This is a genomic window from Brevibacterium sp. 1718 (assembly GCF_051131255.1).
GTDB lineage: Bacteria > Actinomycetota > Actinomycetes > Actinomycetales > Brevibacteriaceae > Brevibacterium > Brevibacterium sediminis.
On sequence record NZ_CP186550.1, the window covers coordinates 534,890 to 550,449 of the forward strand.

Here is a 15,560-nt window from a genome sequence, read left to right on the forward strand (position 1 = left end):
GGATGGCTGAAGCGGTGATCCTATCGTCAGGTGCTATGCGGACATATACTGTCCGCATCAATAAGTCGGGCGAAAGTTTCTCATTCGGAGGTGGAATGCAGTCGGAGACGCGACTCTTGAGCCTGCTCGGACTGTTCGCATCCGGCAGGAGCTGCACTGCCCTCGAGCTCGCCGCCCGCTTCGACGTCACCCCACGTACCATCCGTCGAGATATCGCCGAGTTGCGCGATCTCGGCTACATCATCTCCTCGGCACCGGGCCTGACCGGGGGCTATCGCGCCGAATCCCGGACGATGCTGCCGCCTCTGCAGCTCGAGGCAGGCGAGGCGCTGGCCACCGCGGTCGGCCTGGCACTCCTGCGTGGGGCCGGCCTGGACACCGAACACGCGGAATCGGCGACGACGAAGCTGCAGACGATGCTCCCGGCCGCGATGCGCGCGACCGTCGCCGAAATCTCGACGGCTGTGTCTGTGTCCGAAGGCCACGCACCCGGAGTCGACATCAGCGCGGTCATCACGCTCGCCTCGGCGATCAATGCGTCGACGATCGCGACTTTCGACTATCGGAAGATGCAGCGCCATGGCGTCGACGACCCCACCGTCACGGGCCCGGCCGGCGCCCTGACCGCCGACGCGACCGGCACCTTGACGGCCGACGCATCCCCCGGCCCGACCGGCGACCACCCCTCGACGCCCCGCCGCGTTGAACCGATCCGTCTCGTCGTCTTCGGCGCGCACTGGTACCTCTTCGCCTTCGACCTCGACCGCGATGACCATCGGGTCTTCCGCCTCGACCGGATGAGCCGGGTTCACGCGACGACATTGAGCATCACCCCACGTGAGCACCCCGACGCCGAGGCGGCTGTGTCCGCAGCCGTGACCACCACCGCGTATCCGCACACCGTCGTTCTGCGCACTGCCGCCTCGGCGCGGGAAGCGAAGGAATGGTTCCCCACCCGGAGCGCCACCATCACCGAGGCGGCCGATGGGGTGCGCATCACCTGCGGATTCTGGGATCTCAGGTGGGTCGCGGCCACCCTTGCGTCCATCCCCGCCGAGATCGAAGTGCTCGACCCACCTGAGCTCATCGACGCCCTACGCGACCACGCAGAGAGGGCGCAAGCGGTCGTCGAAGCGTCCAGGACTACCTGACGGCGGCCCAGCAACCTCGCGCGAGGTTGCTGGGCCGCCGTCAGGTAGTAATTGGGGCAATGGGGGTTGCGGGGTGCTGACCGAAGCGTGATCCCGAAGTGAACGAATCATGGATGAGTCCATATACTGGGGGCCATGACGATTCTCATTGGCTACCTACCCGCTCCCGAGGGTGAGGCTGCTCTGCGTGCGGGATTAGCAGAGGCCAAACTGCGGTCGAGCGCTGCCGTCGTGATCAACTCACAGCGACGAGGTGCCAGTGGAGCTCCGACCGAGATCGGGGAAGACGAGATCAAGCGGATCGTCGACCTCGGCAAGGAATCGGACGTCGACGTCGAGGTGCTCCAACCCGATCACGAAGACGATCTGCCCGGCACACTCAACGACCTCGCCGAGGAGTACGAAGCCCAGCTCATCGTCATCGGCCTGCGCAAACGCTCAGCGATCGGGAAGTTCATCCTCGGCTCGCAGGCACAGCGTATCCTCCTCGAAGCCGAGGTCCCGGTGCTGACGGCCAAGGCCTGAAACCTCGCCGAGGCGGCCCTGACCTCGGGATCATCGCCGCGGTTGCAGCCCCCATCCCCAGGCGAGGAGCTCGGCCAACGACACGCCCTCGGCGTCACTGAGATCCGTGATCTGAGTGCGGCACGAATACCCGTCGGCAAGAACGACCTGCAGCCGGGCGCCTGCACCTGAACGCGTCGCACGCTCCGGCGACACATCTGTACCGGACCCTGTCGCACCGGTCGGCGAAGCATCGACTCCTGAACCAGTTCCAGACCCCACACCGGCGGCCCGTCCCCGCTTGCGCAGCGCCGGCAGCAGGGCCACCTCGGCGACGGCGACCGAGGTTTCGAAATGGCCGTCTTCGACGCCGAAGTTCCCGGCCAGACCGCAGCACCCGCCGAGGAACTCGGTATTCGCTCCAGCCCTGGCCAACAGCTCCTTATCTGCCGCGTTGCCGAAGATCGCCGACTGGTGACAATGCGGCTGCACGAGCGCTTCGATCCCGGACAGGTCCGGCAGTTCGGCACCGATGCTCAGCAGATACTGGGCGAGAGTCTGCACCCGGTCGGCCACTCGGTGCGCGGCCTCATCGGCGACGAGTTTGAGCGAATCATCCTTGAGCGTCGCCAGGCACGAAGGCTCGACGCCGATGATCGGCACATCCCCGGTGGCATCGAGAGCCGTGATCGTCTCCGAGAGATTCGCCTTCGCGCCATCGAGCTGACCGGTGGAGATGAGCGGCAGCCCGCAGCACACGGTCTGATCGATCACCCGCACACGCACACCGGCCTGCTCGAGCACAGCGACGGCCGCGGCGAGGATGCGCGGAGCGAAATGGTTCGACCAGGAATCGGCGAACAGGATCACCCCAGCGTTCGGCCGCAACGAATCCGAGGCCGGCGACGACGCCTTGGCCGGGGACTCAGCCTTCGAGCGAGACTCGGCGTTCGTACGCGACCCCGGTGCCGCCTCGGCGGCGGTGGTGGTCCACCATTTCCTGAACGTCGTGGACGCGAACTGCGGGATCGAGCGACGAACGTCGATGCCGGCCATCTTCTTCGCCAGCGTCGTCAGCCCTGGCAGCCCCGATACCCGGTTGACGACCGGCGCGAGCGGGGTGATCAGGCGGGCGAGCTGCGGAAGGAACCCGAGCGAATAGTGCTTCATCGGCCGCAGCCGTCCCTGATAGGTCTGGTGCAGGACCTCGGCCTTGTACGTGGACATGTCCGTGCCGGTCGGGCACTCGGTCCCGCAGGCCTTGCACGACAGGCACAGGTCGAGGGCTTCGTGCACCTCGGGGGAGTCCCAGCGAGGCTCGAGCAGATCCCCGGACACCATCTCCTGCAGCACGCGTGCCCGCCCCCGCGTCGAATGCCGCTCGTCCCGGGTGGCCTGATACGACGGGCACATGATGCCGCCGCCGGCCGCCGAATCCGCGCGGCACTTGCCGACTCCGGTGCACCGGTGGACCGCCGAGGCGAAACCGGCAGACTCGCCTTCATAGGCCATCGCCAGAGTGCCGGGCAGCTCCTGGCGCAGCGGCAACTGAGACAGACGGATCGATTCGTCGAGAGCGTCGGGGTCGACGATGACACCCGGATTGAGCAGATGCTGAGGATCGAAGAGGCGTTTGACCTGGGCGAACAGATCGAGCGCTGCCGGGGCGTACATGAGCCGCAGCAGTTCGGAGCGCGCCCGACCGTCCCCATGCTCCCCGGAGACCGACCCGCCATAGCGGGCGACGAGCTTCGTGGCCGCGACCATGAAATCGCGCATCACCTGCCCGCCGTTCGGATCCTCGAGCGGGAAGTCCACGCGCATGTGCAGGCAGCCGTCACCGAAGTGCCCATAGGGAATGGCCCACAGTCCGTGCTCCTCGAGCAGCTCCATGAGATCGTGCAGATAGTCGCCGAGGTGGTCCACCGGAACCGCCGAATCCTCCCATCCCGCGTGGGCGTCGCGACCATCGGGTGTGCGTGAGACCAGGCCGGCGCCATCGGCGCGGATCGCCCACACCTCGGCGGCCGCCCGGGCGTCCAGGACCGCGGAGTCGAGTGACTTCGACTCGGAGATGAGGCGCTGAGTCTCGGCCTCGAGCTCGGACTCGTCCTCACCGGTGAGTTCGACGACGAGCCAGCCCCCACCTTCCGGCAGCGGAGGGACCGCCTCGGCGCCCTTGGTGTCGATGACCCGGTCGAGCATGCGCGAATCGAGTCCCTCGCAGGCGGCGACGGGGAAGTCCTTCAGCAGCGGCGCATCGTGGGCGGCGGCGACCATGTCCGCGTAGCCGAGGACGACCGCCGAGGTGAAGCTCGGATCCTTGACCAGGCGCATCTTCGCCGCCAGGATGACACCCCAGGTGCCCTCGGTGCCGGCGAAGGCGCGGCGGACGTCGAAGCCGTTCTCCGGAAGGAGGGATTCGAGCCCATACCCGGAGACCTGGCGGGAGAACGTGCCGAAGTTCGTGCGGATGGTGCCGAGGTTCTGTGCCACGAGTTCATGCAGCCGTGGGAACGTCGTCGAGGCGTCCGAGTCATCGAGGGTGACGACGGTGCCGTCGATGAGCATGATCTTCAGTGCCAGGATGTTGTCGCCCGTGCGGCCGTAGCCCAAAGCTCGCGGTCCGCAGGCATTGTTGCCGATCATCCCGCCGATCGTGCAGCGGGTGTGCGTGGATGGGTCCGGGCCGAACCGCAGACCGTGCGGTTTGGCCTGTCTCTGCAGATGGGCATGGACGCAGCCGGACTGCACCCAAGCCGACTGCTCGTCCGGGTCGAGGTCGAGGACCGCATTCATATGGAGAGTGAAGTCGAGGACGATGCCGCGGCCGATGGCATTGCCGGCGATGGATGTACCGGCACCACGACTGGTGATCGGCACGCCGAGGCGGCGGGCAACGGAGAGGACCCGCGCCACTTCGTCTTCGTCGTGAGGGAAGACGATGGCGGCGGGGACGAGCCGGAAGAGCGAAGCGTCTGAGGAGTACGCGGCGCGGTCGGTGTCGTCGATGCTGAAATCACGGATGCCCGCGGCGCGGAACTGCTCGGCGAGTGCGGTGGGAAGCGCTGTCTGGGACTCGTCTTCGTCGACGGTCGCCCGATTCGCTTCGCTGGGATGGGCCATAGTCGTCATGTCCGCATTGTGCCACTTGGGTTGCTGGAACATCGATACCTTCCACGGCGGGGAGTGGCGAGCGAGAGTCATCGTCGCGAACCAGCGAAAGTTATACATTCGTTATGACACATGCTCAGAACGGTGCTAGTCAGTAGCCTGAGTTCCTATATCCGGGAATTCTTGGCGTCTTGACATATTCATGGTATCTAATGGGACTACACCAATTCGTGGCAACGGGCCACTACATGAATGCAAGGGAAGAAACCATGTCTCGTCGAGCTCGTGAATTGACAGTCGACCAAGCCGCATTAGTCGGGGCGGTCCGAAAGGTCGCGCGGCAGCGATTGAAAATCAACACCGACTATGTGATGGCGATTCTGCGCGCCCGCGAAGAAGGCGCGACCTTCGGTGCGATCGCCGAGGCAGCCGGCACCTCCTCGCAAGCCGTTCAGGAGATCGTGCGCAGGCACGGACCGGTCAAGCGCAGTGAGCCGAAGGCCGGAGTCGCCGACCCCGCCTGATCCCAGAGAACACAGGGGCAGAACGGCGTTCGCCGGTCCCCTCTGTGTTCGTACTTCCCGCGCAAAGACCAGGGCGGTGATCCATACTCGATATGGATCACCGCCCTTGTGCGATTCATGGACGTTTTCTGACGATTCCGTGACCGAATCTTCGCGGAGCCGGAGGCGGGAATTTCCCGAACGAAGACAACGGGGCTGATGGGCTGAGAAAGCCTTCAGGAAAATCCTGCCCTGCGTGCGGAAATCGCTTCACGATTCGACTCTTCGACTGTTTGTGAAATATCAGATGCTGAAGTGCCCTGCCGACAACCTCAGGTGCGTTTCCAGCTCGGTGGAAAAGCCGTGCAATCGGAGTTCCCGACCTCCTTGGACGGCTTAGATACAAGAAGTACATATTCGCCGGTGTATTGCAGTCTTGTTACACATGCCGCAGATCTGGGCGGTCTCCGGTCGGCGGCGGACACCCGGGCGAGATGCTGAGAGGGTTGTCTAGAGTGGCCGTATGAACTCCGAGCTCGAATCGCTGCCCGCTGAGATCGTCGACCACCCTCTGATCCGCATCGCCTCCGACCTCTCACTCATGGCGTGGGAGCAGATGCTCGCCTGGAGGCCGCTGCTCGGCGCGAGCCTCGACGCCAGTGTCGTCGACACGAAGACCTCGCCGAATGACCTCGTCACTCGCGCCGATGCGCAGATCGAGGCGCTTGTGCGCGGCTATCTCAACCGAGCCAGGCCCCACGACCTCATGGTCGGCGAAGAGGGTTCGGAGGCACTCGACCCGGTCGAATTCTTCCCGGCGGACTTCCTGCTCAAACTCAACGCTTTCGATCCGGAGACCGGTGCACTCAACGAGGCTGCTGACGAGGGTCCGCGTCTGGAATGGCATGTCGACCCGATCGACGGCACCGTCAACTATGTCCGCAACATCGAACACCACGCGTTCTCCGTCGGGGTCTGCGCGGCCGCAGGTGAGGCAGATGCCGGCCTAGGACTCGGCGACTGGCAGATCGGACTCGTCGCCTCGCCGGGGTTGGATGCCACATGGCTGGCGGCTGCCGGTCGCGGTGCCTTTCGGGTCGACGGGCGCTTGGCCGACCACCGCGAGGCCGGCTCCGCCATTCCGGCGCGACGACTGCACGGGACTCCGCCCGGGCTGTCCGGCAAGCTCCTGGCCACCGGATTCGCCTATGCTCTGAGGAACCGCGGGGCCCAACTGGCCAAGCTCGACGACCTCATGACCGGCTACGACGATATCCGCCGCTGCGGATCGGCGGCACTCGACCTGTGCATGGTCGCCGAAGGTCGGGTCAACGGCTACGCCGAACGCGGACTGGGCATCTACGACTACGCCGGTGGGGCTGTCATCGTCGAAGAGGCCGGACTCAAGGTCAGTCGCGGAGGATCCGGCGGGCCGACCGCCGCGGCAGATACTGAAGAAGAGGTCGACCGCCTCATCGCCGCTATCTGATCTGAGGCCCACCGCGCACCCACCCCGCCGCGCGCCCATCCGATCTCACTTCAGATGTGATACAGATAACGTCATACTTTTTTGACTTTATTTTCAAAGCATAGGCTAAGCTTACTTTCAGTGTGCGCACACGTTTTTCTCATACGTACATTCCTGAAAGTGGGACCCCATGGTTTCGACTCGCCTTCAATTGAGCGCCCTGGCAGGCGTTGTCGCTCTGACTCTGGCCGGCTGCGGCTCGGCAGACTCCGATTCGGCTCAGGCCGAAGACTCCGGATCCACGATCGAGGTCGAGGACAACAACGGCAAGCAGACCGTCGCCTCCCCGCCGAAGTCCGTTGTCGCCACCGACAACCGCACGTTCCAGACGCTCAGCGACTGGGGCATCGAACTCAGCGGCGGCGCCGTCTCCCTGATGAGCGACGACCTCGACTACACGCAGGATGATTCCATCCTCGACCTCGGCAGCCACCGCGAACCCGACCTCGAGAAGGTCGTCGAGGCCAAGCCCGATCTCATCGTCAACGGCCAGCGCTTCGCACAGTTCCATGACGACCTGGCCAAGCTGGCCCCCGAAGCAACCGTGCTCGAACTCGATCCCCGCGACGACGAGGACTTCGACGCCGAGCTGCGCCGCCAGGCCGAGGTCCTCGGCGAGGTCTTCGGCAAACAGGACGAAGCGAAGAAGCTCGTCGACGACTTCGACGCCTCGATCGAACGCGCCCAGAAGGCCTACGACGACAACGACAAGGCCATGGGCCTGATCACCTCGGCCGGCGACATCGGCTATGCCGCACCGTCGGTCGGCCGCACCGTCGGACCGGTCTTCGACATCCTCGACCTCGACCCGGCCCTCGAGGTCGAAGAGGGCAGCGAGGACCACCAGGGCGACGACGTCTCCGTCGAAGCCATCGCGAAGTCGAACCCCGACCTCATGATCGTCCTCGACCGCGACGCCTCCTTCGCCCCTGAAGAACGCGACGAAGGTTCGGCCCCGGCTGCCGAAGTCCTCGAAGACTCCGAAGCGCTCAAGGATGTTCCTGCGATCAAGGACGACAAGATCGTCTACTTCCCCGAGGACACCTACCTCAACGAAGGCATCCAGACGTACACCGAGTTCTTCAACGACTTCGCCGACAAGCTCGAAGCTCAGAAGTGATGACCCTCGCCGAGGCGGCCCGACGTCGGAACGAAGCCCGACGCAACCGGACGGCTGAGTCCCCGCAGGGAACGGTCGATCCGTCCCCCAGCGGGTCGGCAGTCTCGTCCGCACGTGGGGCCGCCTCGGCGAAGGCACCACTGTTCGGATGGCCCCTGCTGTTGGGCATCGTCGGGGTCGCCATCCTCCTCGCGCTCTCGCTGCTCACCGGCGTCTACGACATCTTCGGCGGTGACGGCGGGGCCGAGATGTTCCAGATCACGCGGATCCCGCGCACGATCGCCCTCGTCCTGGCCGGCGCCGCAATGGCGATGTGCGGACTGGTCATGCAGCTGCTGACCCAGAACCGCTTCGTCGAGCCGACGACGACCGGCACCACCGAATGGGCCGGGCTCGGCCTCATGCTCACCGTCATCGTCTATCCCGACGCCTCGATCGTCGCGCGAATGGTCGGCGCGATCATCGCCGCGTTCGTCGGCACCCTCGTCTTCTTCGTCTTTCTGCGTCGCGTCTCTCTGAAATCCTCGCTCATCGTGCCCATCGTCGGCATCATGCTCGGCGCCGTCGTCGGCGCCGTTTCGACATTCATCGCGGTGCAGACGGATATGCTGCAGTCGCTGGGCATCTGGTTCGCCGGCAGCTTCACGTCGATCCTGCGCGGCCAGTACGAGACCCTGTGGATCGTCGCGGCCGTCGTCGTCGCCATCTTCATCCTCGCCGACCGCTTCACCGTGGCAGGGCTCGGCAAGGAGATCGCCACCAACGTCGGTCTCAACTACAACCAGATCCTGCTGCTGGGAACCGTGTTCGTGGCGATTGCGACCGGAGTGGTCACCGTCGTCGTCGGCAACCTGCCGTTCCTCGGCCTCATCGTGCCGAACATCGTCTCGCTCATCCGCGGCGATGACCTGCGCTCGAACCTGCCTTGGGTGTGTCTGCTCGGCATCGCAATCGTCACCATCTGCGACCTCATCGGCAGGATCATCGTCATGCCCTTCGAAGTGCCCGTCTCCCTCATCCTCGGCGTCGTCGGGGCGGCCGTGTTCGTCGCCCTGCTGCTGCGTCAGCGAAAGGTCGGGTGAGTGCCGATGCGTGCGAAGGACGAATCCCCGGGTCACACCGGCGCCGAGGCGGCCGACCCGACCGCGGTCACCGACATTCCCGGTGGGGATCGTCGGAGCTCCGCGAACGAAGCCAGCGGGGATCGGTCCGGTGCAGGCGTACGGGACGGTGGGCTGCCTCGGCGCGAGTCTGCCTCTGTCCGCAGGTCGTCGGGTCCGCTTCCGACGGCGAAGTCGGCGCGTCGCTACTGGACGATGATCATCGTTCTCTCGGTCGCCTCGGCGGGGATCGCTCTGGGCATCCTGGCCTGGGACAATCCGATGCCGATCACGGACCCGGGATTCTGGCTGATCGCGGAGCTGCGGCTGACGAACCTCGTCGTCATCGCCATGGTTGCGCTGTGCCAGTCGTTCGGCACGGTCGCCTTCCAGACGGTGACGAACAACCGGATCATTACGCCCTCGATCATGGGATTCGAATCCCTCTACGTGGCGATCCAGACCTCGGCGATGTACTTCTTCGGGGTCACGGCGATCGTCGAACTCAAGGGGCTCGTGCCCTTCGTCGTCCAGCTGGTGCTCATGGTCGGGCTGTCGCTGGCGCTCTACGGATGGCTGCTTTCCGGACGGCATTCCTCAGTGGCGCTCATGCTGCTCATCGGCGTGGTCATCGGCGGCGGACTCGGATCGGTGGCGACATTCATGCAGCGGACGCTGACGCCGAGCGAGTTCGACGTCCTCTCCGCCCGCCTGTTCGGGTCGATCTCGAATTCGGATTCGAGCTACCTGCCGGTATCGATCCCGCTGTGCGTGCTGGCCTGCCTCGGGCTCTACCTCTGTTCCTCACGCTTGAATGTGATGGCGCTGGGACGGGATATGACGAGCAACCTGGGACTCAACTACAAGGGCGAGCTGCTCAAGGTCCTCTTCTTCGTCTCCATCCTCATGGCGGTGTCCGTGTCGATGATCGGACCGATGGTCTTCCTCGGGTTCCTCGTCGCGATGCTCGCCTACCAGTTCGCCGACACCTATGACCACAAACGTCTCTTCCCGATGGCCGCGCTCCTCGGCTTCGTGGTTCTGGGTGGGGCGTACTTCGTCATGAAGAACATCTTCTACGCCGAGGGGTTCGTGTCGATCATCATCGAGATCGTCGGCGGCGGCGCCTTCCTGCTTGTCATCCTGAGAAAGGGGCGCCTGTGATCACGCTCGAATCGGTCCGCAAATCCTACGACGACGAAGTCTCGATCGGGCCCGTCGATCTGCAGATCCCAGCCGGGGGAGTCACCGCCCTGGTCGGGCCGAACGGCGCCGGAAAGTCGACTCTGCTGACGATGATCGGGCGGCTGCTCGGGATGGATTCCGGTGCGATCTCGGTCGCCGGCTATGACGTCAGTTCGACGAAGTCGAAGGATCTCGCGAAGATCGTGTCCATACTGCGCCAGGAGAATCACTTCATCACCCGGCTGACGATCCGCCAGCTCGTCGGCTTCGGGCGCTTCCCGCATTCGAAGGGGCGACTGACGACCGCCGATGAGGAACTGATCTCGCAGGCGATCGACTTCCTCGAGCTCGGGGAGCTGGAGAACCGGTTCATCGACGAGCTCTCCGGCGGGCAGCGGCAGCGGGCGTATGTGGCGATGGTGTTGGCGCAGGACACCGACTACGTGCTGCTCGATGAGCCGCTCAACAACCTCGACATGAAGCGGTCGGTGCAGATGATGCAGCACCTGCGCCGGGCCGCCGCCGAGATGGGGAGGACCATCGTCATCGTTCTCCACGACATCAACTTCGCCGGTCACTACGCCGACCACATCTGCGCGGTCAAAGACGGCGCCGTCATCGAATTCGGTGCGCCCGAGGAGATCATGACCGGTGAGGTGCTCTCACGTGTCTTCGACACTCCAGTCGACGTCATCGACGGACCCCGCGGCCCCCTTGCGGTGTACTTCTGAGTCCGGTTGCGGCCACCTGGCCTCAGTCTGCGCGTGAGTTTTGCCTTTGCGCTGATTTCATGCCGCCGGCGGGGCCGGCGGAGGGTACGTTCCGGGAAGCATGGGGATGGTGAGGAGCCACTTGAGGCGACTCTCGGGCGCTCATCGCCTTTTGACCGAACCATCGAGTTCGAACCAGATGCATCGATCAGAAGGCGATGACAGATGCCCCGTAAGTCGATGACGGATGGTGCAAAAGCCGATCACCAGACTTGGGCTCCAGTGGACTGAGCGCTCACTTGCGCACCAGACACTGTGGAGTACCTTCTCATTCGGCACCTTTAGAGAATCCAGACAGTCGGCGCGTTCATAGGTTCAAATGGGCTAAACCGTCTCAGCGGTGCCCAGCATCTGCGAGTTCTCAGGGATTCGTGTGCAGAGACGTTCATCAGTGGCCTGTGGAGAATATCTCGACTCGACCGTCGTTGACTTGTGGACGACGAAACGTTGTCCACAACCTCAGCGCAAGGGGTACTAACGGCAGTTCGCTGATGCCGATACTCGCCAGATGAAGAATACGATCTATCGTGAAGAGTTCTCCGCCGCCGGCATCTCTTCCAAAACGATCAAGAGCGCGCTGGATTGTTGTCTGATTCGTCTCTGCCGCGGGGTGTACTCGGTGATCCGTGAGTGCGGAGTGAAAGACCACAGTCGGATTGCGGCATTTATCAGAGACGTCGACTGGATCAGTTTCCACGTCGGCAAAACTCCAGCCGACCTGAAGCGCGATTTCAGGTATCAGACCCAGCTCCGAGCGCTGCGCATTCAGAGTTACCGCTGGTACCGGCCAGAGGACGTGATCGTTGGCAAATCGGCGGCTGTCCTCCACGGAATACCTTTGTACAAGGACGCATCGCAAGCGATCACGGTCAGACACCCAAGGAGCAATTCGCACACTAAGGAGATTATCCGTGTGCGGGATGAGGTACCCGCAGAGGATCAGGTCCGATTCGGTCACCTTGCGGCCACCTCGGCGATCAGGACGGCCTTGGACCTCATTCGGATTTCGGGTCAACACGAAGCTTTTGCAGCACTGGAATGGGTACTGCGTCAGGCGACGGCCGATCATTTCCCTGGCTTCAATCCGAGGTCCGGGTATACAGAAAAGTTTCAGTCCGAGGCACGTCGGATCATCAAGACGGCGTTCTATCCTGCGGTTGCTCGCATGCGATCGGGCCAGGTCACCGCGCAGCGGATGGTTGATGCGATCGGGCCGTTCTCTGAGAGCCCCGCCGAGAGCAAATGCCGACTCAACCTCATCGCTTTGAACCTGACGGGGTTCGAACAGCAGATCGAAGTCCGAGACAGCCGAGGCTTCATTGCTCGAGCCGATTTTCTCAATGAACAGGCACGAACGATCCTCGCGGTCGACGGAAGTGAGAAATACGCTCTGGTGGGTCCCTCGCTGATCCGGAGGGAAGGCGAACAGCACAATCGGCTTCTCAGCTTGGGCTATAAGGTCATCCATCTGAGTTTCGACGACGTGCTCAGACTCAACGACTTTCGGGACAAGATCTTCACACAGGTGCCGGAGCTGAAGCAGATGGTCGGGAGCCCGGACGAATGATGTAAGGTTCGCGCATCGACTTTTGTGCCGGTAACCATCGGGTTTTGTACAGTCGGGTATCGAGTTTTGTGTGGCGCATCGAGTTTTATCCCGATGACCTGATCAGAAGGCGATTGTTCGCCGAAGAGGCCGCTGAGTTGCCATGGCTCGGTGCTCGGTGCTCGGTGCTCGGTGCTCGGTGCTCGGTGCTCGGTGAAGGCGCGGCCCAGCACCAATCGCTGCGGCGGCCTCGAGTGGCACCTGGAGGAGAACGGCGCCGATGTCCGTGACTGTCGGATCCTCTTCTCAGCTTTCCTCGATCAGGTGAGGGCGCGGAAGGCGGCTGCGGTTTCGGTCTGAGCCGACCCAGCGGCCTCCTCTATCTGTCGTCTGCCGCGACGGCCGGGCGGATCAATACCCAACGGCGCACTGCCATCACGAGTGCGGCAACCAGCCCCACGATGAGCAGTCCGTCGGCGGCAATATAGAGCAGATGCAGGGACGACCCACCCTCGTCGACACCTGCGAGCACGGCATCCGTGCGCTGATTGAGCAGCGGCCGAATGACGACGACCTTGATGATGAGCACTCCGATGAGCCCGCATGCCACACTGCGGTAGACGCGATCGACACCCGACTTCAGCAGCGCCCACAGCAGGATCACGGCGATGACGAGCTCGACCCAGTTCATCACTCCGAACACCAGCCGACCGATGCCCAGCCCCAGCGGGATCGTGATGCCGGGGGCAGTGAACTTCAGCGGTGCCTCGATGAGCGAGATGCCGATGATGAGCCCGAGCCAGATGGCGGGCAGGATGATCCGAGCGCTCGCCGCCAGCCGCGAATCATCGGTGCTGAAGAAGTGAGTCATGCCTTCGATTCTACCCTTCGTAGAAGAGGCCGGCAGCGCCCTCACTTTCACCCACCAATTACTACCTGACGGCGGCGCAGCAACCTCGCGCGAGGTATCTGGGCCGCCGTCGGGTAGTAAGAAGGGGTGGTGATCGGCCCACTCAGCGACTTCGCCGTACCCGCTCTAGACTGGTGTCCATGCGTCTGTTCTCCAACGCCGTGGTGCGCACTTTCGCACCCCAAGCCGCCTCGAGTGCCCCCGACTCGAACACCCCTGCGTCGATCGCATCCGACCCGAGCGAATCGAACACAGACAAGGTCCCCGACCCGACCTCCACGCCGACCTTCGACCTCACACAGGCGGCCCCGGATGCGATCCTCGTCGATGGGGAGACCATCGTGGCCATCGGCACCCGGGCCGAACTTCTCGACATCGCTGCCGCGGAATCGTCGACGACGGCGGCGCTCGCCTCGGTGGGTGGGGTCGGTGCCACCACGGTCATCCCCGGCCTCGAGATCGATGAGATCGACTGCAGCGGGCAGGTCATTCTGCCCGGATTCGTCGACGGACACATCCACTCGATCCTGTACGCCGACTCCCTGACCGACCTCGATCTGTCCCAGACGAAATCACTGCCCGAGGCGGTCGCCGCCATCCGCGAACGCGCCGATTCCCTCCCGGTGGGCACCTGGGTGGTCGGCTCCGGATGGGACCTCAACAAGTGGGAGGACCCGAGCTACCCCGACCGGGAACTCCTTGACGCCGAGGTCCCCGACCACCCGGTGGCGATGTGGTCGCTTGATCTGCACACCCTGTGGGTCAACGCCCACGCCCTCGAGATCGCCGGCATCGACGAGGCGACCCCCGACCCTTCGGGCGGCAGTTTCGTCCGCGACGACGACGGACAGCTCACTGGCCTCGTGCGCGAGGACGCCACCGACCTCGTCGCCCGCTTCATCCCCGAACCCAGCCGCGAGGATCAGGTCGAACGCCTCGTCACCACCCAGGAGCTCTTCCTGTCTCAGGGGCTGACCGGGATCCATGACTTCGACGGCATCGCCGCGACCTTGGGCTGGAACGACCTGCACGCGGCCGGTCGCCAGGACATGCGCGTGACCTTGTTCCTGCGCTCGCCCGAAGTGCCGTGGGCGATCGAAACCGCCTGGCACACCGGTGACGGGGATGATTGGTTGCAGTGCGGCGGGCTGAAGCTGTTCTCGGACGGGGCGCTCGGCTCGCATACCTCGCACATGTCCTCAGCATTTCCCGCGATCGACGGTGAGGACGAGAACTTCGGTGTCGTGCAGATGACCGAAGACGAACTCTTCGACCAGGCGCACATCGCCACCGAAGCGGGAATCTCCGTTGCCATCCACGCCATCGGCGATCAGGCGAACCACCATGTGCTCGCTGTCTATGACCGCCTGCGGGAGACGACGAAGGCCGCGGAGGAGAAGTTCGGCCGACCCCTGCGTCACCGCGTCGAACACGCCCAGTTCATCCAGCCGGCCGACGTTGCCCGGTTCGCCGAGCTCGGGGTGCTCGCGTCGATGCAGCCGCGCCACTGCATCTCTGACCTGCACCTGCTCCACCTCATCGACGAGTCCGCGCAGCTGGCCGCCTATGCCTGGCCCGACCTGCTCGATGCGGGGGCGCACGTGGTCTTCGGCTCCGACGGTCCGGTCGAGCATGCGAACCCCTTCGCCGCGATCTATGCCGCGATGACCAGGGCGGACATCACCGGAGACGCGTCGACGACCTTCCAGCCGCACCGTCGCCTGAGTGCCGTCGAGGCCATCCGCCTGCACACTCAGGGACCGGCCTTCGCCGCCGGGCTCGAGGACCGGCGCGGATATCTGGCGCCGGGCATGGACGCCGACTTCATCGTCGTCGACACCGATCCGTGCGCGGCCGAAGGGCTCAACGTTGATCACTCGAGTGTCGCCGCGGCAGAGCGCGACGGCCTCCTCGGTTACGATTCCGAAGAAGCCCTGTTCGCCCACGCCGAGGCGATCCGCGACACCCGAGTCGCGCTCACCGTCGTCGGCGGCGAAGTGAAATACCGGGCCTGAATCGCCGAGGCGGACGACCACCTCGGCGATTGGCGGGACCCGGACTGCCCGCTCCCTCGACCAACTGCTCCCTAGACCAACTGCTCCGTCGATCAACCGACAAGGACGTCCCCG

At 64.3% G+C, this 15,560-nt stretch carries 12 protein-coding genes; 10 read left to right on the plus strand and 2 right to left on the minus strand.

Going from position 1 to position 15,560, the window contains the following annotated elements; genetic code table 11:
- Nucleotides 1–95 precede the first annotated feature (95 nt).
- Together ACOZ9V_RS02360 and ACOZ9V_RS02365 are read left to right on the plus strand one after the other, a co-directional pair.
- The gene (locus ACOZ9V_RS02360; protein ID WP_434593256.1) at nucleotides 96–1,151 is read left to right on the plus strand and encodes a helix-turn-helix transcriptional regulator; all 1,056 of its coding nucleotides are present in this window, start codon (nucleotides 96–98) and stop codon (nucleotides 1,149–1,151) included.
- Between the two features lie 135 nt (nucleotides 1,152–1,286).
- Nucleotides 1,287–1,676 carry a universal stress protein gene (locus tag ACOZ9V_RS02365; RefSeq protein WP_139470383.1) on the plus strand — a complete coding sequence of 130 codons (390 nt, stop codon included), beginning with the start codon at nucleotides 1,287–1,289 and terminating at the stop codon, nucleotides 1,674–1,676.
- A gap of 30 nt (nucleotides 1,677–1,706) precedes the next feature.
- Here ACOZ9V_RS02365 and ACOZ9V_RS02370 read toward each other — a convergent pair whose 3' ends face one another.
- Nucleotides 1,707–4,790 carry an FAD-binding and (Fe-S)-binding domain-containing protein gene (locus ACOZ9V_RS02370; protein ID WP_434593260.1) on the minus strand — a complete coding sequence of 1,028 codons (3,084 nt, stop codon included), beginning with the start codon at nucleotides 4,788–4,790 and terminating at the stop codon, nucleotides 1,707–1,709.
- A gap of 326 nt (nucleotides 4,791–5,116) precedes the next feature.
- Here ACOZ9V_RS02370 and ACOZ9V_RS02375 point away from each other — a divergent pair, with 326 nt between their 5' ends.
- The 7 genes from ACOZ9V_RS02375 (at nucleotide 5,117) to ACOZ9V_RS02405 (ending at nucleotide 12,542) form a co-directional block, all read left to right on the plus strand.
- Nucleotides 5,117–5,293 carry a hypothetical protein gene (locus tag ACOZ9V_RS02375; RefSeq protein ID WP_172172182.1) on the plus strand — a complete coding sequence of 59 codons (177 nt, stop codon included), beginning with the start codon at nucleotides 5,117–5,119 and terminating at the stop codon, nucleotides 5,291–5,293.
- A gap of 502 nt (nucleotides 5,294–5,795) precedes the next feature.
- Entirely contained in the window at nucleotides 5,796–6,761 is a 966-nt protein-coding gene (locus tag ACOZ9V_RS02380; RefSeq protein ID WP_181271257.1) for an inositol monophosphatase family protein, read from the plus strand.
- Between the two features lie 169 nt (nucleotides 6,762–6,930).
- Nucleotides 6,931–7,920, plus strand: a complete 990-nt coding sequence (locus ACOZ9V_RS02385; RefSeq protein ID WP_181271256.1) for a siderophore ABC transporter substrate-binding protein — start codon at nucleotides 6,931–6,933, stop codon at nucleotides 7,918–7,920.
- Nucleotides 7,920–9,002, plus strand: a complete 1,083-nt coding sequence (locus ACOZ9V_RS02390; RefSeq protein ID WP_181271255.1) for an ABC transporter permease — start codon at nucleotides 7,920–7,922, stop codon at nucleotides 9,000–9,002. Before ACOZ9V_RS02385 ends, ACOZ9V_RS02390 begins: the two co-directional genes overlap by 1 nt.
- Nucleotides 9,003–10,184, plus strand: coding sequence for an iron chelate uptake ABC transporter family permease subunit (locus ACOZ9V_RS02395; protein WP_434593265.1), 1,182 nt, complete (start codon nucleotides 9,003–9,005; stop codon nucleotides 10,182–10,184).
- Nucleotides 10,181–10,936, plus strand: coding sequence for an iron ABC transporter ATP-binding protein (locus ACOZ9V_RS02400; RefSeq protein WP_181271254.1), 756 nt, complete (start codon nucleotides 10,181–10,183; stop codon nucleotides 10,934–10,936). Before ACOZ9V_RS02395 ends, ACOZ9V_RS02400 begins: the two co-directional genes overlap by 4 nt.
- Before the next feature lie 547 nt (nucleotides 10,937–11,483).
- Nucleotides 11,484–12,542 carry an RAP domain-containing protein gene (locus ACOZ9V_RS02405; RefSeq protein WP_181271253.1) on the plus strand — a complete coding sequence of 353 codons (1,059 nt, stop codon included), beginning with the start codon at nucleotides 11,484–11,486 and terminating at the stop codon, nucleotides 12,540–12,542.
- A gap of 358 nt (nucleotides 12,543–12,900) precedes the next feature.
- Here ACOZ9V_RS02405 and ACOZ9V_RS02410 read toward each other — a convergent pair whose 3' ends face one another.
- Nucleotides 12,901–13,392: a hypothetical protein gene (locus ACOZ9V_RS02410; protein WP_039206203.1), complete on the minus strand. Its 492-nt coding sequence runs from the start codon at nucleotides 13,390–13,392 to the stop codon at nucleotides 12,901–12,903.
- A gap of 179 nt (nucleotides 13,393–13,571) precedes the next feature.
- On the opposite strand from ACOZ9V_RS02410, the gene ACOZ9V_RS02415 reads away from it, so the two are divergent.
- The gene (locus ACOZ9V_RS02415; RefSeq protein ID WP_434593270.1) at nucleotides 13,572–15,446 is read left to right on the plus strand and encodes an amidohydrolase; all 1,875 of its coding nucleotides are present in this window, start codon (nucleotides 13,572–13,574) and stop codon (nucleotides 15,444–15,446) included.
- Nucleotides 15,447–15,560 lie beyond the last annotated feature (114 nt).

Coding starts and splice junctions, on each gene's coding strand:
- ACOZ9V_RS02405 (WP_181271253.1), top strand. CDS start 11,484: ATGAAGAATACGATCTATCGTGAAGAGTTCTCCGCCGCCGGCATCTCT.
- ACOZ9V_RS02385 (WP_181271256.1), top strand. CDS start 6,931: ATGGTTTCGACTCGCCTTCAATTGAGCGCCCTGGCAGGCGTTGTCGCT.
- ACOZ9V_RS02415 (WP_434593270.1), top strand. CDS start 13,572: ATGCGTCTGTTCTCCAACGCCGTGGTGCGCACTTTCGCACCCCAAGCC.
- ACOZ9V_RS02370 (WP_434593260.1), bottom strand. CDS start 4,790: ATGACGACTATGGCCCATCCCAGCGAAGCGAATCGGGCGACCGTCGAC.
- ACOZ9V_RS02360 (WP_434593256.1), top strand. CDS start 96: ATGCAGTCGGAGACGCGACTCTTGAGCCTGCTCGGACTGTTCGCATCC.
- ACOZ9V_RS02410 (WP_039206203.1), bottom strand. CDS start 13,392: ATGACTCACTTCTTCAGCACCGATGATTCGCGGCTGGCGGCGAGCGCT.
- ACOZ9V_RS02380 (WP_181271257.1), top strand. CDS start 5,796: ATGAACTCCGAGCTCGAATCGCTGCCCGCTGAGATCGTCGACCACCCT.
- ACOZ9V_RS02390 (WP_181271255.1), top strand. CDS start 7,920: ATGACCCTCGCCGAGGCGGCCCGACGTCGGAACGAAGCCCGACGCAAC.
- ACOZ9V_RS02365 (WP_139470383.1), top strand. CDS start 1,287: ATGACGATTCTCATTGGCTACCTACCCGCTCCCGAGGGTGAGGCTGCT.